Genomic DNA, 24,038 nt, shown 5'->3' with positions numbered 1-24,038 from the left:
CGGAGCTCTTGCGTGCCGACAATTTTCGATGAGTTGCTCGGGCGATTCCACGCCTATCTCGCCGGCGTTGACAACGACTTGGTCGCCGACGAAGTCGCGCGCATCGGCTGGGACATGCCGGCCCGTTCTCTCGAACCGCGTGCGCTTGCCTGCCTTGGCCATCTCGAGCGCATCGCCGCGCTTGCACCGACGGACGCCAGGCAGCTGGCGCGGTTCGTTGCCGACCATCGGAACGAGCTGCGCTGGGGGCAGAGCTATAGCGCCGCCGATTTCGGGCAGGGTTTCGTCGACAATTACGGCTGGCTGGAAGTGTTCGGCACGCGCGGCCATTTCGTCAATGACGCGGTCGCGGGCGGCCTGCTGATCCTTGGACCGGACATCGTCTATCCCGACCATCACCACATCGCGGAAGAAATCTACATTCCACTGACCGGCGGCACCGAGTGGCGAATGGGCGAGGGGGATTTTCATATTCGCGATGCCGGCGAGGTGATCCACCATGCGTCGAATGTCAGCCATGCCATGCGCACGGGCAAGGAGCCGCTGATGGCGCTCTATCTCTGGCGCGGCGGACCCTTGGCGCAGAAGTCGATCATCGGCTCGGGAGGCAGGGGCTGATGGCAAATGCGATCATGCTCCAGGGCACCGGCTCGGATGTCGGCAAGACCGTGCTGGTGGCGGGGCTTTGCCGCGCCGCCAAGAATCGCGGGCTGAAGGTCCGACCGTTCAAGCCACAGAACATGTCGAACAATGCCGCCGTCGCCGACATTCCGGGCGATACAGCCGGCGAAGGCGAGATCGGCCGCGGGCAGTGGCTGCAGGCGCTGGCCTGCGGCGTGCGGCCGACCGTGTATATGAACCCGGTGCTGCTCAAGCCGCAGAGCGACGTCGGCTCGCAAGTGGTGGTGCAGGGCAAGGTGTTTGGCGAGGCGCGGGCGCGCGACTATCAGGCGATGAAAGCCAAGCTGATGGACGCGGTGCTTGATTCCTGGGCCAAGGTCGGCGAGGGGGCCGACCTGGTCATTGTCGAGGGCGCGGGCTCGCCGGCCGAGATCAATCTCAGGAGCCGCGACATCGCCAATATGGGCTTTGCGACGCGCGCCAATGTGCCGGTGATCCTGGTCGGCGACATCGATCGTGGCGGCGTCATCGCCTCGGTCGCCGGCACGCATCTCATCCTGCCGGAGGAAGACCGGCGCATGATCGCCGGCTATCTCATCAACAAGTTCCGCGGCGATGTCTCGCTGTTCGACGACGGCATCAAGGCGATCGAGAAATTCACCGGCTGGCGCTGCTTCGGCGTCGTGCCTTGGCTGAAGGCGGCCGGGCGGCTGCCGTCCGAAGATTCCGTCGTGCTCGAACGCCTCGCTTCCGGCGAGAAGCGGGCGCTGAAAGTGGCGGTGCCGATGCTGGCGCGCATCGCCAATTTCGACGATCTCGATCCGCTGAAAGCCGAGCCGCAGGTCGAGGTGGTGTTCGTGCCGCCGGGCAAGAGGCTGCCGGAGAATGCCGGGCTGGTCGTCATCCCCGGCTCCAAATCGACCATCGGCGATCTCATCAAATTCCGCGAGAACGGCTGGGATCGCGATCTTGCCGCCCACCGCAAGCGCGGCGGCCATGTCGTCGGCATCTGCGGTGGCTATCAGATGCTCGGCCGTATGGTGCGCGATCCCGAAGGTATCGAGGGCAGCGTGAGAGAGGCCGAGGGCCTCGGCCTGCTCGATATCGAAACGGTGATGGAGCCGGAAAAGACCGTACGCAATTCAAGCGCCCAGTCGGTGCAGTTCGGCCTGCCGCTCGAAGGCTATGAAATCCATCTCGGCCGCACCACAGGTCCGGACACGGCGCGGCCGTCGACGATCCTCAACGGCGCTGAGGACGGCGCGGTGTCCGCCGACGGCAAGGTTATCGGCACCTATCTGCACGGGCTGTTTTCCGCCGACGCCTTTCGCGCCGCTTACCTGGGGAGCCTTGGCGTCAAGGGCGGCGGCATCGACTATCGAGCGGCCGTCGAGAAGGCGCTGGACGAGGTCGCGGCCGAGCTGGAACGACATCTCGACTGCGACGCGATTTTTGGGCTGGCGCGATAGGTGCTCGATGCAGAAGGTTTGACGGCAACTTTCCCGCATCGCTGGAGTCGTTGCCTTGGCGAGACATCAAAAGCGCCCGGCAGGGCCGGGCGCTCCGAGTTGCCTGAGATCTGCGAATTTCAAGCGCCGCGCATCAAACAGCCGGCGGCGAGCACGATGTAGGCGATGAGCATGATCCAAACGGACGCAAGCGGAATGAATGCAAGAACGCCAAGAGCGGCAAGAAGGCCGATGACGGCGATGACCAACGAAATAATGAACACGATCTGGGTGGGTGCACTGAGATTCATGTCTGGTCCCTCCAACATGATTCGCAACGCCTGGAGTCTACCAGCAGGCGCTTCATACACCAATGAGCTGGCGCAGCGGATTGGCGGGATCGGCTAACAACTTGATCGCTAGGGCCAGGCAGACCACCACAAGCAGCGGCTTGATCAGCCTGGCGCCGATGCGGATGGCAAGGCTCGCGCCGACGCGGGCGCCGATGAATTGTGCTACGCCCATCATCAGGCCGACCTTCCAGTCGATGACGCCGACGGCGGCGAAGACGACGAAGCCGCCGATGTTGGAGGCGAAATTGAGCAGCTTGGTGTGCGCCGTCGCCTTGAGCACGCCGTAGCCGGCAAGCGTGACGAAGGCGAGCATGTAGAAGGAGCCTGCGCCGGGGCCGAAGACACCGTCATAGAGGCCGACCAGCGGCGGGATGATCAGCCCGAACAGGAAAGGCGACAGCCGCTCGGCGCGGTCCACATCGTCCATGTTCGGCTTCAGCGCGAAATAGAGCGCGATGGCGATCAGGAGCAGCGGCAGGATGGCGCGCAGAAAGTCGCCGGGAACGACCGTCGCCAAAAGCGCCCCGACCGCGCCACCGACAAGCGCCAGCAGCGCCGACGGCAGCTGGCGGCGCAGGTCGACCTGGCCGTTGGCCGCATAATGAATGGTGGCCGAGCCGGAGCCGAACATGCCTTGCAGTTTGTTCGTGCCAAGGGCTGCGACCGGCGAAAAGCCGGCGAGCAGCAGCGCCGGGATGGTGATCAGCCCGCCGCCGCCGGCGATCGAGTCGACGAAGCCGGCCGCAAAGGCGGCAGCAATCAGGATGAGGACGGTCTGCAGGGTAAGATCGATCATCGGGGAGGGATGCCTGGAGGAAGCCGCAGCTTCCACCACGCTCGCCCCGTTTGCGCAAGGGCGATTCCGAGACAGAGCGGCTCGCCGTTACACGCCGAACCGCTCTGTCCGCTGCTTTGCCGCAATTCCGGACGGAAAACCGCTTCACACTTTTCCTGGAATTGCTCTAACAATCAGGTGGAATCGGAAAGGGGAGCTTGATGGCGATGGCGCTGCTCGACCAGATACGTTCGATCTTCGACGGTGACCCGGGCGTGCGCAAGGTGGCGGACGATCCGGTGCTGTCGGCGGAACTCCTGATGCTGTTCCGCATGATCCTGGCCGACGGTTCGGTCTCGGAGAGCGAGATGGTCGTCTTCCGTCGCATATGTAGGGAAGCCTTCGGCATCCCCGAGGCCTCGATCGACAGCGTCATTGAATATCTCAACGATTATGGCTACGAAACCAACGGCTCGCAGGCGATCGCGCTGTTCCGCGACCTCGATGTCGAGCGCCGGAAGCTGCTCGCGCGCCACATGGCCGAGATCGCAAAGGCCGATGCCAGGTTGGCTGAGAGCGAGGTGAAGCTGCTGCGCCGCACGCTCGACCTGCTCGATATCAGTCCGGTCGATCTGGTGAAGCCAGAGGAATAGCCTGCCCCGCCGGCTGGCTTAGCCCTGTTCCTGTATGCGTCGCGCGATGGCTCGGTGAAGATCGGGCGCCGCCGCGACCAGCGCCCGCGCCGCTTCGGAGCGCGGATGGTCGAGCACGTCGGCGGTCCGGCCACGCTCGACGATCTTGCCTTCATGCATCACCAGCACCTCGTCCGCCATGGCGCGGGCGACCGTCAGGTCATGGGTGATGAACAGATAGGCGATGCCGAGCTTCTGATTGAGCTCGGCGAAGAGATCGAGGATCTGGGCGCGGATCGAGACATCGAGCGCCGAGACCGGCTCGTCGGCCACCACCAGCTTTGGGCGGGTGATGATGGCGCGGGCGATCGACAGGCGCTGGCGCTGGCCGCCCGAGAATTCATGCGGATATTTGTCCATGTCGCGCGGACCGAGCCCGACTTCGTGCAGCGCATGCGCGACCATCTCGCGGCGCTCGGCCTGCGCCGGCTGCTTTTCCAGAAGATGCAGCGGTTCGGCCACCAGTCTCTGCACCTTCTGGCGCGGGTCGAAAGAGCCGTAGGGATCCTGGAACACGACCTGCATGTCGCGCCGGGCCGGCTTCAGCTCGGCCTCCGCTTTTCCGGTGATGGCCTCGCCGCGAAAGCGGATCGTGCCCGCCGTCGGCTTGTCCAAGGCGAGGATCATGCGGGCAAGCGTGGACTTGCCGCAGCCCGAGCGGCCGACGAGCGCCACGGATTGCGCGGGCTCAATGGTGAGCGAGACATTGTCGACGGCGCGGATCGGCTGCGCCGGCCGGAACAGGGATGTGCGCCGGCCCGGATAGTCCCGGCCGACGCCTTCGACTTCGAGCAAGGGTCTTGCCGAGCCGGCAAGATGCGGTTTCGGCCGCGCCGGCACATGCATGGAGGCGAGCGCCAGCTCGCGCGTATAGGGATGCTGCTGCTCAGATAGCGTGCGTGCCGTGTCGCCGGCTTCCGTCACCTCGCCATGGCGCAGGATGGTCAGGCGATCGGCCATCTCGGTCACCACCGCGAGGTCATGCGAGATGAGCAGCAATCCCATCCGGTTCTCGCGGACCAGATCGCGCAACAGGTCGAGGATCTGAGCCTGCAGCACCACGTCGAGCGCCGTCGTCGGCTCGTCGGCGATCAGGAGCTTTGGCTTCAGCGCGCAGGCAATGGCGATGACGACGCGCTGCCGCTGGCCGCCGGACAGTTCGTGCGGATAGCGCGACAGCGGGAATTTGGCTTCCGGCAGCCCGACGCGGTCGAGGATTTTTCGCGCGCGATCCTCGGCCTCGGCGCGGCTCGTCTTCGTGTGCCAGCGGATGCCTTCGGCGACCTGCTCGCCGATCGTCTTGACCGGATTGAGCGCCGTCATCGGCTCCTGGAAAACCATGCCGATATCGTCGCCGCGCAAGGCGCACATCTGGTCTTCGGTGGCGCCGAGGATGTCGATGCCGTCGAAGGTCACGCGACCCTCGGCGCGCGCCAGATGAGGGAGGAGCTGCATGATTGTCAGCGCCGTCATTGACTTGCCGGAGCCGGATTCGCCGACAAGGCCGACGACTTCGCCGGGCGCGACCGTCAGTTCGACGCCTTTGAGGATCGGCGTGGCGCCGATCGTAAGCGACAGGTTCTCGATCTCGAGCAGGCTCATCGGCGCCGCCGCGATTTCGGATCGAGGATGTCGGCGATGCCGTCGCCGAGAAGGTTCAGCCCGAGCACGGTAATGACGATCGCCATGCCGGGAAAGATCGCCATCCAGGGCGCGGTCACCATGCGCGTCTGGGCGTCGAACAGCATGCGGCCCCAGCTCGGCATCGGCGGTTGCGCGCCCAGGCCGACATAGGAAAGCCCGGCTTCGGCGAGGATGCCGAGCGCGAACTGGATGGTGCCCTGGACGAGCAGCAGCGTCGCGATGTTGGGCAGGATGTGCTCGACGGTGATGCGCGTCATGCCCTTGCCGGCGGCCCGCGCGGCGAGGATGAACTCGCGCGCCCAGATCGCCAGTGCGCCGGCGCGGGCGACGCGCGCGAAGACAGGTATGTTGAAGATGCCGATGGCGATGATGGCGTTGACGGCGCCGGGGCCGAAGATCGCGGTGATCATGATCGCCGAAAGCAGGGCAGGAAAGGCGAAGACGACGTCGTTGACGCGCATCAGCGCCTCGTCGGCCAGTCCGCCCCGCGCGGCGGCCAGAGCGCCGAGCGGCACGCCGATGCCCATGCCGATGCCGACCGCGACCAGCGCCACTGCGATCGAATTGCGGGCGCCGACCATGACCATCGACAGGATGTCGCGGCCGAAATGGTCGGTGCCGAACCAATGCGCCCAGGAGGGCGCCTGGGCCTTGTCGGCGATCACCAACCTGGTGACGTCGTAAGGCGTCCAGACGAAGGAGACGAGCGCGACAGCCAGAATTAGCAACGTGATGACCAGACCGATCAGGAAAGAGCGGTTGCCGAAGGCCCTGGCCAGCACGCCGGCAAGGGTTTCCTCGGGAAGGTCGACGCGCATGGTCATTGCCGGCCTCTGAGGCGCGGGTCGACGATGGCGTAGGAGAAATCGACGAGGAGGTTGATCAGGATCACGGCGGCGACCAGAAGCATGACAATGCTCTCGACCACGATCAGGTCGCGCTGGGTGATGGCCTGGAAGATCAGCCGGCCGAGGCCGGGCAGGTAGAAGACATTCTCGATGATGATGGTGCCGGCAAGCAGGAAGGCGAATTGCAGGCCGAGGATTGTGAGCACCGGGATCATGGCATTGCGCAGCGCGTGGCGCCAGAGCACGGCGCGGTATGGCAGGCCTTTGGCGCGCGCGGTGCGGATATAATCCTCGTTCAGGACCTCGACCAGCGCAGAGCGGGCGACGCGCCCCAGGATCGCCGCCTGCGGCAGCGCGAGGGCCACGGCCGGCAGGATCAGGGATTTCAACGCCGTCCAGGCACCGGCGCCCCAACCGGGGAAGCCGCCGGCCGGCACGAGCCGCAGCCAGACGGCGAAGAGATAGATCAGCATCAGCGCGAACCAGAAATTCGGCACCGCGACGCCGAGCTGGGCCGCGCCCATGGCCAGCGTATCGCCGGCTTGGCCCTGGCGGCTGGCCGAGAACACGCCGACCGGAATGGCGATGATGGTCGAGAGCGCCAGCGCGATCAGCGCCAGGGGCAGGGAGACGGCGATGCGTTCACGCACCAGGTCGATGACGGGCACCGAATAGGTGTAGGAGCGGCCGAAATCGAGGCTGAGCAAGCCGCCCGCCCAGTGCAGGTAGCGCAGCAGCAGCGGCGCGTTCAGCCCCATCTGGTTGCGCAGCAACTCCACCTGGTCGGCGCCGGCATTGAGGCCCAGCATCAGGCGCGCCGGATCGCCGGGCAGGACCTCCATGACGGCGAACACCACCATCGAGGCCAGCACCAGGGTTAGGGCTGCGATGATGAGGCGTTTCAGGAGGTAGGCGGTCATGGGAAGCGATCCGGTGATCGCGCCGGGCTCAATCCGTCCACTTCACCTTGGTGAGATCATCCGCCTCGATCGGCCAGTTCGTCCACATGCCCTGCAGCTTGGCGTCCCAGACGCCAATCTTGGGCAGCTCGAACAGGTAGACGGCGGGCACGTCGTGGGCGAGAATCTTCTGCGCTTCGCCCAGCAGCTCCAGCCTCTTGTCCTTGTCGACCGTGCTGCCAAGCGCCTTGATCACATCGTTGAACTTCGGGTTGTCATACTGGAAATAGTAGCCGGGCCGCGAATAGATATCGATGTCATTGGGCTCGACATGGGAAACGATCGTCAGGTCGTAGTCCTTGTTGGTGAAGACCTGGCTCAGCCACTCCGCCCATTCGACCGGGATGATCTGCAGATCGATCCCGATCTCCTTCAGCTGGGACTGAATCACCTGGCCGCCGTCGCGTGCGTAGGGCACAGGCGGCAGCTTGATCGTGGCCGAGAAGCCGTTCTCCAGCCCTGCTTCCTTCAGATACTCCTTGGCCTTGGCGATGTCGTGCGGGTAGACGCCGGTGAGATCGACATAGCCCGCGTCGCCTGGCGAGAAATGAGAGCCGATCGGCTTTCCAAGACCGTTCGAGGCGGCTGCGATGATGGCATTGCGATCGATCGCCGAGGCAAGCGCCTGCCGCACTGCGAGCTTGTCGAAGGGGGGCTTCTTGTTGTTGATCGACAGGATCGTCTCGCCCTCGGTCGAACCGATCACGACACTGAAGCGCGGGTCGGACTGGATCTGCCCGAGCGCGTCCTGCGCGGGCATGTTGGCGAAAGCCTGGATGTCGCCCGAGAGCAAGGCGGGGACGGCCGCGGCCACGTCGGGGACGATACGGAATGTCGCCTTGTCGAGCGCGGCGGCTGTACCCCAGTAGTCCGGGTTCTTGACGAGCGTGATCTCGGAACCCTTGGCCCAGTGATCGAGCTTGAAGGGACCGGTGCCGATCGGCTTGTCCTTGTTGCCGTCGGCCGACCCCTTCGCCACGATCACCGCCGCAACCTGGCCCATGTCGTAAAGGAAGCTGCCCTGCGGCCCGTCGAGAGTGACCTTGACGGTCGCCGGATCGACCACCGTGACATCGGTGATGTGGGCAAAGAGCTGCTTTTGCGGATTGAGCGAATCCTTGGCACGCGCACGATCCAGCGAGAATTTCACGTCGTCGGCGCTGAAGGCCGAGCCATCGTGGAACTTCACGCCGGAATGCAGCTTGAACGTGTAGGCCTTGCCGTCGTCGGAGACTGCCCAGCTCTCGGCGAGAGCGGGCTGAACCTGGCCGTTGTCGTCGATGCGGGTCAACCCTTCAAAGACATTGGCATAGGTGACTTCGCCGATGGCCGCGGCCGCGCCGGCGGTTGGATCGAGATGTGGCGGCTCGAGCACGATGCCGAGCGTGAGGTCGGTGCGCGCGGCAAAGGCCGAGGTGGCGGCGGCAAGCGACAGCACAGCCGCGGCCAGGATGGTCTTCCACAGTCTCATCGCTGAACTCCCATTGCTCAAACTTGCTCAAGCTGGCGGATAGAAGCGTGATTTGGCGCGCGAGTAAATTGCGTTTCGTGCTGCCGGGCGGCGCCAGGCGGAATGTTTTTGCCCATTAGCCGGTCGTGCCGCGCAAGAGCACATTGAGCCCGATCGCCATCACCTTGGCCGATTCCACCATGTCGGCGATGCCCACCCATTCGTCCGGCCTATGCGCGAGGTCGAGAATGCCTGGGCCATAGGCGATGCAGTCGTAGAGGTGGCCGAGGCGCGCGACATGCTTCTGGTCGTAGGTGCCGGGCGAGATCACATAGTCGGGTTCGCGGTCGAACACCTCCATGATGCCTTTCGCGACGGCCTTCACCACTGGCGCGTCGCGCTCGGTCATCAGCGGCAGCACCTCCATCAGGTCGCGGATCTCGTAGTCGAATTTCTTGCGCTCGCGTTTCAGCCGCTCGAGGATGCCGGTGACCTCGCCCTTGACGGTGGCGATGTCCTCTTCGAGCAGGAAGCGCCGGTCTATGGTGAGCCGGCACCAATCCGGCACGTTGGGCGAGGGAAGCCCCGGCCGGAAATCCTCGGTCTGGCCGCCATGGATGGAATTAATGTTCATGGTCGAGCGCCGGGCGCCTTCCGGCACCACCGGCATGCGCGTCATCTTGCGGTCGAGCGCCGGGAATAGTTCCTCCTCGAAGGCCTGCAGCACGGCGCCCATATGGCGCACCGCATTGTCGCCGAGGAACGGCATCGAGCCATGCGCGATCTCGCCCTTGGTCTCGATCTCGGCCCACCAGACGCCGCGATGGCCAAGGCAGATGCGATCCTTGTTCAAGGGCTCCGGGATGATGACGTGGTCGACCTTCGGCTTGGAGAAATAGCCGAGCCTTGCCAGATGGGCGACGCCGCCGAAGCCGCCCGATTCCTCGTCAGCCGTGCCCGAGATCTCGATGGCGCCGGGGAAATCCGGATAGGCTTCCATGAAGGCTTCGACGGCGATGATGGAGGCCGCCAGGCCGCCCTTCATGTCGCAGGCGCCGCGGCCATAGACCCTGCCGTCCTTCACCACGCCGGCAAAGGGATCGACGGTCCAGCCGTCGCCCGCCTCGACCACGTCGATATGCGAGTTGAAATGCACGCAGGGGCCGGGCGAGCGGCCGTCGAAGCGGGCGACTACGTTGACGCGGGGATAGCGGTCGCTGTCGCCGGGCGCGCCCTCGGCGCGGATGAATTCGGTTTCGAAGCCGAGTTTCTTCAAGCGGGCGCCCAGGAACTCGGCGCATGGCCGGTAGGCTTCGCCGGGCGGATTGACGGTCGGGAAGCGGATCAGGTCCGCGGTCAGGGCAACCAGGTCGTCGGCCCGGTCCTCGACCGCCCCGAGAAGTCGCTCATTCATGCGAAGTCGTTCACTCATTCGGTGGATTGAAGAAGGAACGCAGCACTTTTGCAAGCAACGAGTCGCTCATTGCCACAGGACGATCCGGGCATGGCCCAAGGCCAGGCTTAAACCTCAGAGGGTGCGTGTCGAGGCGGCAACTATGCCGGGAAAATCGTTCAAATTCATCGGATTGGATTGGCGGATTCGTCAAGGAGTGTGTGGTACTTAACGCATCTGCCGGCAAAAAGATGGAAAAACCGCGTCAATGGCAGGGGCAATCAAAGGGGTTTGATCGCATGAAAAAGTTCGTTCTCATGGCAACCGTGCTGGCGACAGCGTTGTTCGGCATGTCCGTCGCAAGCCGGGCAGCCAACCTGGTCGCCAATATCGACGTCTCGTCGCAGACCATGACCGTCAGCAAATATGGCCAGGTGCTCTACCGCTGGAGCGTGTCGACGGCGCGACCTGGCTATTTCACGCCGCGCGGCAGCTACCGGCCGCAATGGACTGCCCGGATGTGGTATTCGCGCAAGTATGACAACTCGCCGATGCCGTATTCCGTGTTCTTCCACGGCGGCTACGCCATTCACGGCACCGGAGCGGTGAGACATCTCGGGCGCCCGGCGTCGCATGGCTGCGTGCGCCTGCATCCGGCCAACGCCGCGACCTTCTACGCGATGGTCAAGGAAGCCGGCTTCGGCAACACGCGGATCGTCGTGACCAACTGATTGCGATAATGCCGGCCAGTTATTGGCCAGCTGCCGCCTTCGCCTTTGCGCGCTTGCGGCGGCGGCCGCTGATTTCCCAGCGCTTGTGGAACCACATCCACTGTCCTGGGTCCTCACGCACCCAGCGCTCGACCACATCGGTGAGCAGCTGGGTGGTGGCGTCGACATCGACGCTGCCGTCTGCGGTGCGCGGCAGGGCCAGCTTGTCCTCGATCTCCAGACGAAAGCGGTTGCCCGGCAGCCTGACGCAGCGGGCGGGGTAGACATCGCAGTCGTAGTGGCGGGCCAGCATGCCAAGCATCGGGTTGGTCTGGCACGGGCGGCCAAAGAAAGTCGTCTCGACGCCGCCTGAGAATTTCTGATCGACCAGCACGCCGATATTGCCGCCCTTTTCCAGGATGGCGGCGAGGGCGAAGGAGGCACCGGCGGCGGAGGGCAGCAGCGCGCCCATCGAGGAGCGGCGCGTCGAATGGATGTAGTCGGCAAGATAAGGATTGTTCGGCGGGCGAAACAGCGCCGTGATGTTCATGCCGAACGTGGCCGCGGCCACCGGCAGCAGCTCGAAATTGCCGAGATGGCCGGTGAAGAGGATGTGCGGCTTCTTCTCGCCGGCGATCGCGACGAAATGCTCGATGCCGCGAACCTCGACCCGGCCCGGTCCCGAAGCGTCCGGGTCGAAGTCGAACAATGCATCGAGGAAGATGTATTCGGCCGCGAGACGGGCCATGTTGCCCCACATGTCGCGCGCGATGGCCTCGATTTCGGCGTCGCTCTTCTGCGGATAGGCCAGGCGCAGATTGTTGACCGCGACCCGGTGGCGCCCGACCAGCGGACCGACCCGGCGGGCGGCGCGGTCGGCGAAGTTGAGGGCGCTGTCCGGCGGCAACAGGCGCAGCAGCCAGAGCAACACCATGGCGAGCCTGGCGACCAGCCAGTGCTCCATCTGGCGCAGCCGCAGGCCGTAGCGGAACATGAAGTCCCGGCGGGCTTTCCTGAGCGCGTTGCCGACCATCCGCTTTTCCTGGAACTGTGTTAGGAAACGCGCAGGATGATCTTGCCGAAGACGTCGCGGCCTTCCATGCGCTTCAGTGCCGCATCGATGTCGTCGAAACCCACCTCGGTATCGATGACGGGGGCGACAAGACCGGCGGCCATCTTCTGCATGGCGTTGGCCATGTTCTCCATGCGGCAGCCGAAGGAACCGAGCAGCTTCAGCTGCTGCTGGAAAAGCTGCATCAGGTTGACCTGGGTCGACACGCCCGAGGTCGAACCGCAGGTGACGAGACGCCCGCCGCGCTTCAGGGACAGCATCGAGCCGGCGAAAGTGTCGGCGCCGACATGCTCGAAGACGACGTCGACGCCCTTCTTCTTCGTCAGCTTGCGCACGACGCCCTCGAAGCGGTCCTCGCGGTAGTTGATGACATGGTCGGCGCCGAGCGCCTTCGCCTTGTCGATCTTGTCGTTCGAGCCGACCGTGGTGATGACCGTGCAGCCCATCTTCTTGGCCAACTGGATGGCAGCGGTGCCGATGCCGGAGCCGCCGGCATGGACGAGGATGGTCTCGCCGGGTTCCAGCTTGGCGTTGTCGAACAGCATGTGCTCGACCGTGCCGAAAGTCACGGGCGCGACCGCCGCGCCGATCTCGGTGACGCCGGGAGGAGCGGGTACCAGCAGGCGCGCCCGCAGGTTGATCTTTTCCTGGGCGAAGCCATCAAGATGGAAGCCGTGGACGCCGGAAACGTGCTCGCAGAGATTGTCGCGGCCTTCGCGGCAGGCGCGGCACAGGCCGCAGGTGCGCGCGCCGTAGATCGACACCAACTGCCCCGGCAGCAGGTTGGAGACTCCTGGGCCGACCGCCTCGACCTCGCCGGAAGCTTCGGCGCCGACGACCAGCGGCAGCTTGCGCTTGGCAAAAGCCATGCCGCGCCAGCCCCAGACGTCGATATGGTTGAGCGCTACTGCCTTGATGCGCAGCGTCACTTCGCCGAGCGAAGGCGGCGGGGGAGGCGGCAGGTCCACCGTTTCGAGACGGCGATCCTCGATAAGTTGCAATGCGCGCATAGGGCCTGTCAGTTGTCAAAAGCGGGAAAACGTCCGCTTAGACCGGTTCCCGCGCCATGACAAGGCAGGTGTTCTGGCCGCCGAAGCCGAAAGAGTTCGACAAAACCGTGCCGACCTCGGCGTTGCGCTTCTTGTTCGGCACGACGTCGAGGACGATAGCCGGATCCGGATTGTCGTAATTGATGGTCGGCGGGATGACGCTTTCGCGCATGGTCATCAGCGAGAAGGCGGCCTCGACCGCGCCGGCGGCCGACAGCGTGTGGCCGATCATCGACTTGTTCGACGAGACCGGCATCGAGCCGATACGCTCGCCGAACACGGTGGACAGCGACAGATGCTCCATCTTGTCGTTTTCCGGCGTCGAGGTGCCGTGCGCGTTGACATATTCGATCTCGTCCTCGCTCATGCCCGCATCGGCAAGGACGGCGCGCACCGCCGCGATCGCCGGCGACGCATCGGGCTTGGAGCGGGTACGGTGGAAATCGTCCGCCTTTTCGCCGCAGCCGCGCATGATGCCGAGGATCGTCGCGCCGCGGGCCAGGGCGGCTTCCAGCGATTCCAGCACCAGCGCGCCCGATCCCTCGGCGAGCACGAAGCCATCGCGATCCTTGGAGAAGGGTTTCGACGCCTTTTCCGGGATGTCGTTATGGGTGGAAAGGGCAGAAAGCAGCGAGAAGCGGATCAGCGCCTCGGCTGTGGCCGAGCCGTCGGCGCCGATCGACAGCGCCTTGTCGCATTCGCCGCGCCGGATCGCCTCGACGCCGAGCTGGATGGCGGTAGCGCCTGAAGCGCATGCGGTCGAGAGCGTTATCGGCAGGCCGCGCGTGCCGAAGCGGTCGGCCAGGCGGTCGGCGATCGAGCCGAACTGAGTGGTTTCGAAGATGTCGAGCTCCTTCAACGCGCGAGCGACGCGCAGCAATCTCTCGGAACCGCCATCCTTCTTGTCGGAATTGTAGAGCGAGAAACGGTCGGCCCAGTCGAGCTCGACCGGCGGCGAGGCGAGGAACAGCGGGCCGCCGAAATCGCCGGAATCGAGCCCTGCTTCCGACACGGCTTCCTGGGCCGCGGTCTCCGCCAGCTCGTAAGTGAGGTGGCTTGCGCCCTTCGAGCTCGACGGCAGGAAGTCGACCATGCCGGAAATGCGGGTGTTGAGGTGGTCGACCGGAAAGCGGGTGATCGGATGGATGCCGGATTTGCCGGACGTCAGCGCCGCCCAGTTGTCGGTCTTGCCGACGCCCAGCGACGTCACGACGCCGATACCGGTGACGGCCACGACCGGCCTGCCCATATGGTCTTTGAGATTGGCCATGTTTTGTCCTGACAGCCTCGATAGTACCTCAGGCCGCTTTGATCAGCCCCATGCCCTCGAATTGGTGATAGCCGATCGCCGTTGCAAGGACTGCCTTCGGCGCACCGTCGAACTGCTTCTCGGCTGTGGCATCGAAAACAGGGTAACCGGCCTTGCGGTCGATCGCCATGGCCGCTAGCGCCACGGCGAAGGGGAACTGGGCCTCCTTCATATGGCCGGTCAGGGTCGAGAAGCCGCGCACGGCGAGCGCCGGATTGGCGTCGAGCGCCGCTTTCTCCGCGGCCGTGGCTGCATGGGCGCCCGAAGCGCCGGATATCGTCAGCAGTTCGCCGGCGGGCAATTCGGCCTGCTTCAGCAGGGCTACGATCTCGGCATCCAACTCGCCCAGGCGGCGTCGGGCGCGGCCGGACACGATGGGACCGAGCTCGGCATAGATCCTTCGGCCGCGGCTTTTCGCGTGCTCGCGCTGCTCCAGCACCAGGAAAGCGCCGCCCGAACCGGTGACCACGCCGCCGCCCTCGGAGCCCTGGCGCTGCCAGACCGGCTTCCACAGGCCGCGATGCAGGTAGCCGGCAAGCTCGTAGCCCAGCAGCATGTCGGAATGCTCGGTCTGGAAGGCGCCGCCAACCAGAACATGGGTCGACTGTCCCGAGCCGATGCGGGCGGCTGCCGTCTCGACGGCCGAGACGCCGGCGCCTTCCTCGCCCATGAAGGTGCGGGAGGAACCGGTGACCTTGTGGACGATCGAGATGTTGCCGGCGAGCAGGTTGGAAAGCTGGGCAAGGAACAAAGTCGGCCGCAGTTCCGTCGTCAGCTTCTCGTTGAGCAGCACGTCGCGGTCGTTGCGGGTTTCGGAAGCCGCAAGGATCGCGGCGTCGACGGCCTCGTCGCGCTCGCCGCCGCCGGCCGCCACAACCATGTCCATGGTGGTGCAGAGCTCGTCATTGCCCTTGATGCCGGCATCGTCCAGCGCCAGGCCGGCGGCATAGGTGCCGAGACGCTGCCAGGTTTCCATCTGGCGCTGGTCGCCGCGCTTGGCGATCTGCAGGTTCCAGTCGATCTCGGGCAGGGGATGAATGGTATAGGGGGCGAAACGCTCGGCATCGAGCACCGGCTGGAACCCAGGCTGCGTAAGCTTTTGCCAATGGGCGTCCGGCCCCTCTCCCAGCGAGGAGACAAGGCCGATGCCGGTGATGACGACGTCGTGGGAACTCATGGGCGGCTGTTGTGGGTCAGCTGGCTTTTTGATTTTGCGCATGATCCTTTCCGAAAATCGATGCCGATTTCGGGGTCATGCGCGGAGCGCGTCAAGTTCGCGCGCTCTGCGGGCATCAGGCGGCCTTGGCCGCGACCAGCGCGTCGATCTTGGCGCACAGGTTCTTCATGACGAAATAGTCGTCGGTCGAGGCCTTGCCGTCATTGACCTCCTGCGTCCACTTTTCCAGCGGCACCTTGATGCCGAATTCCTTGTCGATGGCAAAGACGATGTCGAGGAAATCGAGGCTGTCGATGCCGAGATCGTCGATGGTGTGGCTCTCGGGCGTGATGGTGTCGATATCGATCTCGCTGGTATCGGCAATGATCTTGGCGACTTTCTCGAACGTGGTGGACAAGGGCTCTTCCTTCGGGTTGCAGGCGGAATCTGACCGCATCTTGCTTTGGGCGCTGTCTAATCGGTTTTTCCCGGCAGGAAAAGGCCTGATGCGCCGGGAGCAGATGAGACGCCGGCTTTGGGAACGCAAGAAGGGCCGCCGTTCGAACCGGCGGCCCTTCCCATTTTACGCTGCGTCAGCTTGGCGACATGCATCAGTCGCGGAGCTTGACCAGATCGTTGAGCAGCCCGCCCGTCCCGTTATGGACGGTGAGCCGCTCGACCTTGCCGGCGATGGCCTCCAGAGCCTCGAGCTCCTTCAGCCGCAGCATCACCGGGTTCTCGGCCATCACCTTGGCCGTGTTGAGCAGCGAACGCGTGGCGTTCGTCTCCTCGCGGCGGCGGATGACGTTGGCCTCGGCCTGCTTCTCGGCCGAAACCACCTGGTTGAGGATCTCGCGCATGTCGCCCGGCAGGATCACATCCTTGAGAGCGATGTCGCTGACCTCGACGCCGATCGCGGCCATGTCGTCGCGCACCTTGGCCGCCGCATCCTCGTCGACCGTGACCTTCTTATCGAGGATCTGGTCGAGCGTGAGCGCGCCAAGCGTCTTGCGGAAGGCATACTGCAGGGCGCGGTAGAGGGCTTCCGAGAAGTCCTTCACCGTGCTCACCGCCTGGACCGGGTCGACGACCCGGTATTCTGCGGCGATGTTGACGCGGATCGTCACGCGATCCCTGGTCAGCACTTCCTGCCCGGCGACATCGAGCGACTGGCGCTTGATGTCGACGACCTTCACCTGGACCATGCGGCCGACATTCCAGAAGGCGTGCACGCCCGCTTCGAGCGTGCGGACGAGCACACCATCCACGAAGAGCAGCCCGACCTGGCCGTCCACGACCGGGTTGAGGAACATGTGTTCCGTCTTCCGGGCCTGGCCGAGCCGGCGCATCAGCGCCGGATCGATGGCGAGATCGGCCGCCGTGTCGACGGTCGTGATCTTCCACGGACCGGCATCCGTCCACAGCACCAGCTTGCGGTCCGGCGACAGCACAGAATGCAGCGCGCCGTCACGCTCGACCACGGCGATCTCCATGCGTCCGGTGCGGACGACGGTGAAGTGACGCGCGGCCACGTCCGGGAGCTTGTCGAACAATGCCTTCTCGTAAGCCGAAACGAATTCCGGGTTCTTCAGGTCGTGCCTGGAGATTTCCAGGTTTCCGCGCCGGTTGGCGAGCCAATGTTCGCCCGGCATCAGGATCGCCTGGATCTCGCCCTTGTAGAGGGCGACGGCACGCTCATTTTCCTTTACGAGGACGCGCTGGCGTCCAAGAGCCTTTTCGAGAATGGTCTTCATTGTCTTACTCCTGTCGGGCATGGCCCCATGCGAGGCGTCACGTCATGCGTCGATCATCCTTTTCGTTTTTCGTTTCACGTCGTCGTACTTCATGTTCCCGGGCACGAATGATCCGGAGACCAGTGGCATCCGCGCGAAGCGGGCCTTCGGGAGCGGATCGCGGGGCGGCGAAGCGGGCGCCGGAAGCCGAAGCTTCCCTTGCCGGCCGCGCCGCGCCTTGATCGTCACCGCGGGCCTGGCCGCGCGCCGATGGCGCAGGACGTCGCCGCCCGGCGAGGCCGAAGCCCTGCCGTCCGTGAAGTCCTCGCATTCCGGTCCCCGGACCGATTTTCGAATAACACCGTGAGAGGGTGCTGGCTTTCGAGGCCAATGGAGAAGGATTCGAACCTTCGACCGTCAGATTATCAGTCTGATGCTCTACCCAACCTGAGCTATCCGTGGTGGGATGAAGGGACTCGAACCCTTGACCTCCGGACCCAAATCCGGCGCTCTAACCTCTGAGCTACACCCGCAATCCCTATCCCCGAAACGGCGCCGTACACAGCGCGGCAAAGCCGCCTGCGCGGGCGGAGACGTAAGCTCCAACCGTTGTGCTCGCTTCGGTTTCGTGACCGGGAGCGCGCCTATAGACCCTGCGACGGGTTGTCGCAAGCGGCATTGTCGCGGCAAATTTGCGGCTTCTTCCGGGAGTTGTATTTCGGCAACACCGGCCGGCGCAACGGCTTAGAAAGTCACGCGCCCCAGCACCTTGAGGCCGTCGCCGTCAGGCGCCACGACCACAGCCTCGCCCTCGCGCGGCGCCACGCCGGTGAGCGCCTCGATGTCTTCGAGATGCGTGACCAGCACCAGATTGTCCGAGCCCGAATAGCCGCGGATCTCCTTCATGATTGCCGCCATCTGGGCGGCTTTCTCAGCCGGGTCGGTCTTCAGCAGGTCGAGCGGCGCGAAAGGCTGCGGCTCGGATTCGAAAGCGATGCGGGCGGTGTCGAGGCAGCGGCAGTAGCGGCTGGAGAGGACATGGTCGATGGGCGCCGCGCGCGCCGCGAACAGCGCGCCGATGCGGCTTGCCTGCTGCTTGCCGCGCTCCGACAAATTGAGCTGCGTGGCGCAATTGCCGATGTCGAAATTCGCCGGGTCGGTCGCCCCGGTGACGAAGGCATGGCGAAGCAGCACGACATGGCCACCGTCGCGCAGCAGCGCCCAGCCGGCATCGGTCGCGTGGGCAAGGCTCGGAACAGCCAGGAGAAAAAGCGCCAGAACAAGTCGCAGCATCGGAAGTCCTATGGCGGCCCGGGCGGGCCGAGGCCGTGATCGGCATATAGGGATCGCAAAGCCGTCCGGAAAACAAGCAGAGGCGTCGGAGATAGGCGCGCCGTGCCAATTGCACGGCGGTCGGGGCTCGCCTATCACGGAAGAGATGTCTGCGCCCGCAAAATGACTCCGCTCACCGAAACCGTCCTCTTCGTCTTCAGCCTCGTGGCGCTCGGCTATCTGGCTGGGCTCACCGGCTATCTGAAGCCGGCGAGCGGAGAGGGGATTTCCGAATTCGCCGTCAACGTGGCAATGCCGCTGCTCCTGTTCCAGACCATGGTTAAATCGGATTTCCACGGTGTGGCGCCATGGTCGCTGTGGGGCGCCTATTTCGCCGCCGTCGCCATCACCTGGGCCGCGGGCCATCTGGTGATGACACGCGTCTTCGGGCGAGATGCCCGCGCGGGCATCGTCGGCGGCGTTTCCTCAGCCTATTCTAATGTCGTGCTGCTCGGCGCGCCGTTCATCCTCGGCATATTCGGCGTCAGCGGCTTCGAGGTGCTGTCGCTGCTGGTCTCGGTCCACCTTCCGATCATGATGATGGCCTCGATCGTGCTGTTCGAGATGTTCGGACGCGGCAGCGGCGAGACGGTGCATCCGCTGCGTGTCGTCAAAAGCTTCCTCAGGCGACTGTTCATCAATCCGCTGATCATCGGCATCCTGGCAGGGCTCGCCTGGCGCCTCACCGGCGCGGCGCTGCCGGACCTCGTCGAGCGGCTGGTCGACACGCTTGCCGACACGGCCGGTCCCGTGGCGCTGTTCGCCATGGGGCTCAGCCTGCGCCGCTTCGGCGTCTCCGGCAATATCAGACCGGCGCTGACGCTGTCGGTGCTGAAGCTGTTCCTGATGCCGGCGCTGGTGCTGGCCTTTGTGTGGCTGCTCGGCCTGCCGCCGCTGACCTCCAAGGTCGCGGTCGTCGTTGCGGCGCTGCCGTCGGGCATCAATTCCTACCTGATCGCCGTCCAGTTCAACACCGGCCAGGCGCTGGCCTCGAACCAGATGACCCTCGCCACCGCAAGCGCGGTGCTGACCACGTCGTTCTGGCTGACGGTGGTCATTCACGTCTTCGGATAACGCCGTCGAACGCGGCTCGCCTTTGCTGGCCCAACCCCTATATGCCATCTTGTGATTGCTTGCCTGCCTTTCCCTAGGTAAGAGCAATGCGCCGGCGTGCGGCTCTTGAAGCACGCTTCAACGGATATCCAGAAAAACGGCCGATCAGCGCGCCGAACGGAGGCCAGATCATGCTTCAGAAAACCAGCCATATCATGCGCCAGGCCAATCTCATCAATGGTGAATGGGTGCAGGCCGACAGCGGCCAGACGATCGACGTCAACAATCCGGCGACGGGCCTGAAGATCGGCACCGTGCCGAAGGCCGGCAAGGCCGAGACCCGCCGCGCCATCGAAGCCGCCGAGGAAGCCTTCAAGAGCTGGCGCAAGACCACCGCGCTCGAGCGCTCGAAGCTGTTGCGCAAGCTGCATGACGCGATGATGGACAATCAGGACGTGCTGGCCGAGCTGCTGACCATCGAGCAGGGCAAGTCGCTCACCGAATCCAAGGGCGAGATCGGCTCGTCCGCGGCCTATATCCTGTGGTTCGCCGAGGAAGGCCGCCGCGTCTATGGCGACATCGTGCCCTCGCCATGGGGCGACCGCCGCATCCTGGTGACCAAGGAGCCGGTCGGCGTCATCGCCGCCATCACGCCGTGGAATTTCCCGTCCTCGATGCTCGCCCGCAAGATCGGCCCGGCCTTGGCCGCCGGCTGCACCGCGGTGGTGAAGCCCGCCTCGCAGACGCCTTATTCCGGCCTCGCCTGGGGCGCGCTCGCCGAAGAAGTCGGCTTCCCGAAGGGCGTCGTCAACGTCGTCACCGGCTCGGCCGGCGAGATCGGCGACGAGCTCTGCACCAATCCGCTGGTCAAGAAGATCACCTTCACCGGCTCGACCGAGGTCGGCAAGATCCTGATCCAGAAATCCGCGGCGACGGTCAAGAAAGTGTCGATGGAGCTCGGCGGCAACGCGCCGTTCCTGGTCTTCGACGACGCTGATGTCGACCGCGCGGTGGCCGGCGCCATCACCGCGAAATACCGCAATTCCGGCCAGACCTGCGTGTGCACCAACCGCTTCCTCGTCCAGGCAGGCATCTATGACCAGTTCGTCAAGAAGCTCGCCGCCGCCAGCAACAACCTCAAGGTCGGCTCGGGCCTGGAGGAAGGCGTGCAGCAGGGACCGCTGATCGACGAGAAGGCGGTCGAGAAGGTCGAGGAATTCATCGCCGACGCCACGTCCAAGGGCGGCAAAGTCGTCGCCGGCGGCAAGCGCCATGCGCTTGGCGGCTCGTTCTTCCAGCCGACGGTCATCTCCGGCGCCACGCCGAACATGCGATTCATGAAGGAAGAGATTTTTGGACCGATCGCGCCCGTGTTCAAGTTCGAGACCGAGGAAGAGGCGGTGGCCTTGGCCAATGACACCGAATTCGGCCTCGCCGCTTATTTCTACACCGGCAATCTTGGCCGCGCCTTCCGGGTCATGGAAGGTCTGAAATACGGCATGGTCGGCGTCAATGAAGGCCTGATCACCACGCCGGAGGCGCCGTTCGGCGGCGTCAAGGAATCGGGTCTCGGCCGCGAAGGCGGGCATCAGGGCATCGAGGACTATCTCGACACCAAATATGCCTGCTTCGGTGGCCTGGGGCTCTGATATCGATCGGCCGTACTGGATAGGTTTTGAAGAGCCGTCCGTCGTCTCACTGAAACGATGGGCGGCTTTATCCGTTTGGTTCAGCGAAATCCCGGTCGAAAAACAGTCAGACACCTGGAATTGGCTGAGCCTGCCCTTGCCGGATCATCCATAGCCGGCCTAAATCCATTAATCGACAACTTACATTTTCGGGCATGGCGATGAAGGACGGCGAGGTCTTCGGCACGACGCAGGCGGGCGAGGCCGTACGCCGATTCACGATCCGGGGCGGCGGCTTGACCGCCAACATCATCGGACTGGGCGCGATCGTCCAGGATCTTCGACTGAACGGCCACGACGCGCCGCTGGTGCTGGGCTACGACCGCTTCGAACCTTACGAGACCGACCGCGCCTTCTTCGGCGCCGTGGTCGGCCGCTTCGCCAACCGCATCGGCGGCGGCCGTTTCACCATTGCCGGCCAGCGCTACCAGACCGAGCAGAATTTTCTCGGCAAGCACACGCTGCATGGCGGTTCGGAAGGCTATTTCCACCGGCCATGGACCGTCTCGCTGCATGGCCGCGATTTCGTGACGCTGACACTGCACGATCCCGACGGCGCGATGGGTTTTCCCGGCGCGCTCGACGTCACCTGCACCTACCGGCTGAAGATCCCCGGCACGCTCAGCATGGAACTGACCGCGACTTGCGAGGAGCCGACGCTCTGCAATCTGGCGCAACACTCCTATTTCAACCTCGACGATGGCGGCGCTGGCGACATCCTCGACCATCGGCTGATGCTCAACGCCGGCGCCTACACGCCCGTCGATGACGAGATGATCCCGACAGGTGTCGTGAAGCCGGTCGACGGCACGCCTTTCGATTTCCGGCAGGCGCGGGCGCTGCGCATGGAAATGGAAGGCGAGCAGCTTCAATACGACCTGAATTACTGCCTCGCCTCCAGCCGTGGACCGCTGCACCAGGCTGCCTGGGTGCAAGGCGCCAATTCCGGCGTCGAGATGGAAGTCTGGACCACCGAGCCTGGACTGCAGCTCTATAGCGGCCAGTTCGTCGCGCCGACATCGCCGGGGCTCGACGGCCGCCACTACAAGGCGTTTTCAGGCCTCTGCCTCGAAGCGCAGACCTGGCCGGACGCGCCGAACCGGCCCTATTTCCCGCAGGCGACGCTGTGGCCCGGGCAGATCTATCATCAGGTGACGGAATACCGCTTCCGTTTGCCTTAAGGTTTTTCGATATTGAAGTAATGTGCGCTAAAGCTTCGACGGCGCTTAACTCTCGAATACTGCCCTCAACGTCGCGAATGGAGCAAGCGCGCCGCGAACCTGCACGACCGCGGCGGCCACTTTATGCGCGCGGCGCACCGCGTCGGCAGGCGCGTGGCCGGCAAGCCGCGCGGCGAGATAGCCGCCGTTGAAGGAATCGCCGGCCCCCGTGGTGTCGACCGGGGCGGCCACGTGCACCGCGTCCACGGTTTGCGAAGCGCCGTTCAACGCGATCAGGGCCGGCTGCTCGCCATTCTTGACCACGACCTCGCCAGTCAGCTTGCCAAGGCGCTTCGCGGTTGCCTGCGGCGTCGGATCCCCGAACAGCATCTGCTCGTCCGGAAAGGTCGGCAGCGCGATGTCGGCCACGGCAAGCGCCTCCAGGATAGCGGCCTGGGCTGCCTCGCGGCTCGGCCACAGACGCGGCCGGTAATTCGGGTCGAAGGCGACGAGCGAGCCGGCGGCCCGGGCCGCAACTATGGCCGTCAGCAAAGTTTTCCGCGCGGCCTCGTCCAGAATTGCCAGGGTGATTCCGGAAAAATAGACAAGCGCCTGGTTTTGAAGGCTTTTCGCCAGCGCCGCCGGTTCGGAGGCGAGATGGCGCGCGGCCGCGTCGCTTCGCCAATAGGTGAAGGCGCGTTCGGCTCCGGTGAGCGTGATGGCGTAAAGGCCTGGGCGCGCGCCGGCAATGACCGGACTGTTGCCGATGCCGATGCCGTTCTGGCCGAAGAAGGCGATCTGGTCGCGCGAGAAGGGATCGTCGCCGAAAGCCGAGACATAGGTCGCGGGGCGCTCCGGGCTCAGCGCGTGCAATGCCCACAGCGTGTTGAAGGTGTCGCCGGCAAAGCCCATGCGCCAGCTGTCGCCGGTCTGTCCCGACAATTCGATCATGCATTCGCCGATCGACGCGATACCCTTGGCGGCCATGTGGGTTCTATCCTTCTTAAGGTCTTGTTGCTGTAGCTTTTTGCGGCCGGCAGCGCCATGCTTGGCTGCCGGCGAATTTTGCGCCAGAAACGATTTCCCACAGGCAGGGCGGGACGCGGCGAGCGGCCCGCGACGTTAGCAGCCGAAGAGGAACGGGTTTGGCATCGATATGGCGTTACATCCTTGCGGGGCTCGGCCTGGCCGCGTTGCTGGTCGGCATCGTGGCCGTCGTCTATCTGACGCTGCCGCATTCGGCGTCCGGTCCGGACCTGTCGCGCTCCAAGAAGACGGCGAACGGGCTGTTCGTCGCGAGCTTCGAGCCGGAGCGCGGCGTCATCCGGCAGGGCGAGCTGCAATCCTGGCTGCTGACGCTGAAGACCGCCGCCGGCGCGCCGGTGGAGGGGGCGGCGATCACCGTTTCCGGCGGGATGCCGCAGCACAATCATGGCCTGCCGACCAGTCCGCAGGCGACCGATTATCTTGGCGAGGGGCGCTACCGCATCGACGGCGTGAAATTCACGATGAGCGGCTGGTGGCAGCTGCACTTCGGTATCTCGGCGGCAGCGGGTTCCGATTCCGTCGTCTTCAACATCGTGCTGTGAGCGG

The 24,038-nt window shown here is 64.7% G+C and carries 24 protein-coding genes and 2 tRNA genes; 9 read left to right on the top strand and 17 right to left on the bottom strand.

The features are described from left to right. Positions 1-12 precede the first annotated feature (12 nt). Both E5X34_RS07805 and E5X34_RS07800 read left to right on the top strand, forming a co-directional pair. A complete protein-coding gene (locus E5X34_RS07805; protein ID WP_292562790.1) occupies positions 13-618 on the top strand; it encodes a dimethylsulfonioproprionate lyase family protein in 606 nt (201 codons plus the stop codon). After that, the gene (locus E5X34_RS07800) at positions 618-2,090 is read left to right on the top strand and encodes a cobyric acid synthase (RefSeq protein ID WP_292562788.1); all 1,473 of its coding nucleotides are present in this window, start codon (positions 618-620) and stop codon (positions 2,088-2,090) included. The genes E5X34_RS07805 and E5X34_RS07800 overlap by 1 nt, the downstream gene beginning before the upstream one ends. A 119-nt stretch (positions 2,091-2,209) precedes the next feature. Here the strand turns inward: E5X34_RS07800 and E5X34_RS07795 are convergent, their stop codons facing one another. Then, positions 2,210-2,380 carry a hypothetical protein gene (locus E5X34_RS07795; RefSeq protein WP_108702979.1) on the bottom strand — a complete coding sequence of 57 codons (171 nt, stop codon included), beginning with the start codon at positions 2,378-2,380 and terminating at the stop codon, positions 2,210-2,212. A 52-nt stretch (positions 2,381-2,432) separates the two neighbouring features. After that, positions 2,433-3,218, bottom strand: a complete 786-nt coding sequence (locus tag E5X34_RS07790) for a TSUP family transporter (protein WP_292562786.1) — start codon at positions 3,216-3,218, stop codon at positions 2,433-2,435. 200 nt (positions 3,219-3,418) lie between these two features. On the opposite strand from E5X34_RS07790, the gene E5X34_RS07785 reads away from it, so the two are divergent. Beyond that, positions 3,419-3,850 carry a TerB family tellurite resistance protein gene (locus E5X34_RS07785; RefSeq protein WP_292562784.1) on the top strand — a complete coding sequence of 144 codons (432 nt, stop codon included), beginning with the start codon at positions 3,419-3,421 and terminating at the stop codon, positions 3,848-3,850. 18 nt (positions 3,851-3,868) lie between these two features. Here the strand turns inward: E5X34_RS07785 and E5X34_RS07780 are convergent, their stop codons facing one another. The 5 genes from E5X34_RS07780 to E5X34_RS07760 all read right to left on the bottom strand — a co-directional run bounded on the left by E5X34_RS07780 (position 3,869) and on the right by E5X34_RS07760 (position 10,204). Then, positions 3,869-5,491, bottom strand: coding sequence for an ABC transporter ATP-binding protein (locus E5X34_RS07780; RefSeq protein ID WP_292562782.1), 1,623 nt, complete (start codon positions 5,489-5,491; stop codon positions 3,869-3,871). Continuing rightward, positions 5,488-6,357 carry an ABC transporter permease gene (locus tag E5X34_RS07775; RefSeq protein WP_292562780.1) on the bottom strand — a complete coding sequence of 290 codons (870 nt, stop codon included), beginning with the start codon at positions 6,355-6,357 and terminating at the stop codon, positions 5,488-5,490. The genes E5X34_RS07780 and E5X34_RS07775 overlap by 4 nt, the downstream gene beginning before the upstream one ends. Continuing rightward, on the bottom strand, positions 6,354-7,301 hold the full coding sequence (locus E5X34_RS07770; RefSeq protein ID WP_292562778.1) for an ABC transporter permease: 948 nt from the start codon (positions 7,299-7,301) through the stop codon (positions 6,354-6,356). Before E5X34_RS07770 ends, E5X34_RS07775 begins: the two co-directional genes overlap by 4 nt. A gap of 28 nt (positions 7,302-7,329) precedes the next feature. Then, positions 7,330-8,811, bottom strand: a complete 1,482-nt coding sequence (locus E5X34_RS07765; RefSeq protein ID WP_292562776.1) for an ABC transporter substrate-binding protein — start codon at positions 8,809-8,811, stop codon at positions 7,330-7,332. Between the two features lie 115 nt (positions 8,812-8,926). Next, on the bottom strand, positions 8,927-10,204 hold the full coding sequence (locus tag E5X34_RS07760) for an acetylornithine deacetylase/succinyl-diaminopimelate desuccinylase family protein (RefSeq protein WP_292562774.1): 1,278 nt from the start codon (positions 10,202-10,204) through the stop codon (positions 8,927-8,929). 278 nt (positions 10,205-10,482) lie between these two features. Here E5X34_RS07760 and E5X34_RS07755 point away from each other — a divergent pair, with 278 nt between their 5' ends. Next, on the top strand, positions 10,483-10,914 hold the full coding sequence (locus E5X34_RS07755) for a L,D-transpeptidase (protein ID WP_126060311.1): 432 nt from the start codon (positions 10,483-10,485) through the stop codon (positions 10,912-10,914). A 19-nt stretch (positions 10,915-10,933) separates the two neighbouring features. Here E5X34_RS07755 and E5X34_RS07750 read toward each other — a convergent pair whose 3' ends face one another. From E5X34_RS07750 to E5X34_RS07725, 6 genes are all read right to left on the bottom strand, one after another. Continuing rightward, positions 10,934-11,926, bottom strand: coding sequence for a lipid A biosynthesis lauroyl acyltransferase (locus tag E5X34_RS07750; protein WP_292562772.1), 993 nt, complete (start codon positions 11,924-11,926; stop codon positions 10,934-10,936). A gap of 20 nt (positions 11,927-11,946) precedes the next feature. Beyond that, on the bottom strand, positions 11,947-12,975 hold the full coding sequence (locus tag E5X34_RS07745) for a zinc-binding dehydrogenase (protein WP_292562770.1): 1,029 nt from the start codon (positions 12,973-12,975) through the stop codon (positions 11,947-11,949). Positions 12,976-13,012: 37 nt separating this feature from the next. Next, positions 13,013-14,284: a beta-ketoacyl-ACP synthase gene (locus E5X34_RS07740; protein WP_126060315.1), complete on the bottom strand. Its 1,272-nt coding sequence runs from the start codon at positions 14,282-14,284 to the stop codon at positions 13,013-13,015. A 28-nt stretch (positions 14,285-14,312) separates the two neighbouring features. Continuing rightward, entirely contained in the window at positions 14,313-15,500 is a 1,188-nt protein-coding gene (locus E5X34_RS07735; RefSeq protein ID WP_292562768.1) for a beta-ketoacyl-ACP synthase, read from the bottom strand. Positions 15,501-15,615: 115 nt separating this feature from the next. Further along, positions 15,616-15,897 (bottom strand): acyl carrier protein, encoded by a 282-nt coding sequence (locus E5X34_RS07730; RefSeq protein ID WP_027167184.1) that lies wholly within the window; start codon positions 15,895-15,897, stop codon positions 15,616-15,618. A gap of 193 nt (positions 15,898-16,090) precedes the next feature. Continuing rightward, on the bottom strand, positions 16,091-17,233 hold the full coding sequence (locus tag E5X34_RS07725; RefSeq protein ID WP_292562766.1) for a slipin family protein: 1,143 nt from the start codon (positions 17,231-17,233) through the stop codon (positions 16,091-16,093). On the opposite strand from E5X34_RS07725, the gene E5X34_RS07720 reads away from it, so the two are divergent. After that, the gene (locus tag E5X34_RS07720) at positions 17,223-17,579 is read left to right on the top strand and encodes a hypothetical protein (RefSeq protein ID WP_292562764.1); all 357 of its coding nucleotides are present in this window, start codon (positions 17,223-17,225) and stop codon (positions 17,577-17,579) included. The genes E5X34_RS07725 and E5X34_RS07720 overlap by 11 nt on opposite strands. A gap of 20 nt (positions 17,580-17,599) precedes the next feature. Here E5X34_RS07720 and E5X34_RS07715 read toward each other — a convergent pair. The 3 genes from E5X34_RS07715 to E5X34_RS07705 form a co-directional block, all read right to left on the bottom strand. Further along, positions 17,600-17,669, bottom strand: a tRNA-Ile gene (locus tag E5X34_RS07715). A 2-nt stretch (positions 17,670-17,671) separates the two neighbouring features. After that, positions 17,672-17,745, bottom strand: a tRNA-OTHER gene (locus E5X34_RS07710). Between the two features lie 211 nt (positions 17,746-17,956). Further along, positions 17,957-18,505: a histidine phosphatase family protein gene (locus E5X34_RS07705; protein WP_292562762.1), complete on the bottom strand. Its 549-nt coding sequence runs from the start codon at positions 18,503-18,505 to the stop codon at positions 17,957-17,959. Positions 18,506-18,667: 162 nt separating this feature from the next. Here E5X34_RS07705 and E5X34_RS07700 point away from each other — a divergent pair, with 162 nt between their 5' ends. The 3 genes from E5X34_RS07700 to E5X34_RS07690 all read left to right on the top strand — a co-directional run bounded on the left by E5X34_RS07700 (position 18,668) and on the right by E5X34_RS07690 (position 22,466). Next, positions 18,668-19,618 (top strand): AEC family transporter, encoded by a 951-nt coding sequence (locus tag E5X34_RS07700; protein WP_292562760.1) that lies wholly within the window; start codon positions 18,668-18,670, stop codon positions 19,616-19,618. Positions 19,619-19,788: 170 nt separating this feature from the next. Continuing rightward, on the top strand, positions 19,789-21,246 hold the full coding sequence (locus E5X34_RS07695; protein ID WP_292562758.1) for an NAD-dependent succinate-semialdehyde dehydrogenase: 1,458 nt from the start codon (positions 19,789-19,791) through the stop codon (positions 21,244-21,246). 194 nt (positions 21,247-21,440) lie between these two features. Continuing rightward, positions 21,441-22,466, top strand: coding sequence for an aldose epimerase family protein (locus E5X34_RS07690; RefSeq protein ID WP_292562756.1), 1,026 nt, complete (start codon positions 21,441-21,443; stop codon positions 22,464-22,466). Positions 22,467-22,511: 45 nt separating this feature from the next. On the opposite strand, the gene E5X34_RS07685 is transcribed toward E5X34_RS07690, so the two are convergent. Then, entirely contained in the window at positions 22,512-23,432 is a 921-nt protein-coding gene (locus E5X34_RS07685) for a sugar kinase (RefSeq protein ID WP_292562754.1), read from the bottom strand. A 158-nt stretch (positions 23,433-23,590) separates the two neighbouring features. Here E5X34_RS07685 and E5X34_RS07680 point away from each other — a divergent pair, with 158 nt between their 5' ends. After that, complete coding sequence (locus tag E5X34_RS07680) at positions 23,591-24,034, top strand: FixH family protein (RefSeq protein WP_292314646.1); 444 nt, start codon at positions 23,591-23,593, stop codon at positions 24,032-24,034. Positions 24,035-24,038 lie beyond the last annotated feature (4 nt).

Source organism: Mesorhizobium sp., assembly GCF_004963255.1.
Taxonomy (GTDB): Bacteria; Pseudomonadota; Alphaproteobacteria; order Rhizobiales; family Rhizobiaceae; genus Mesorhizobium.
The sequence above is the reverse complement of the archived record's forward strand: the minus strand, read 5'-3'. Positions and strand labels throughout refer to the sequence as shown.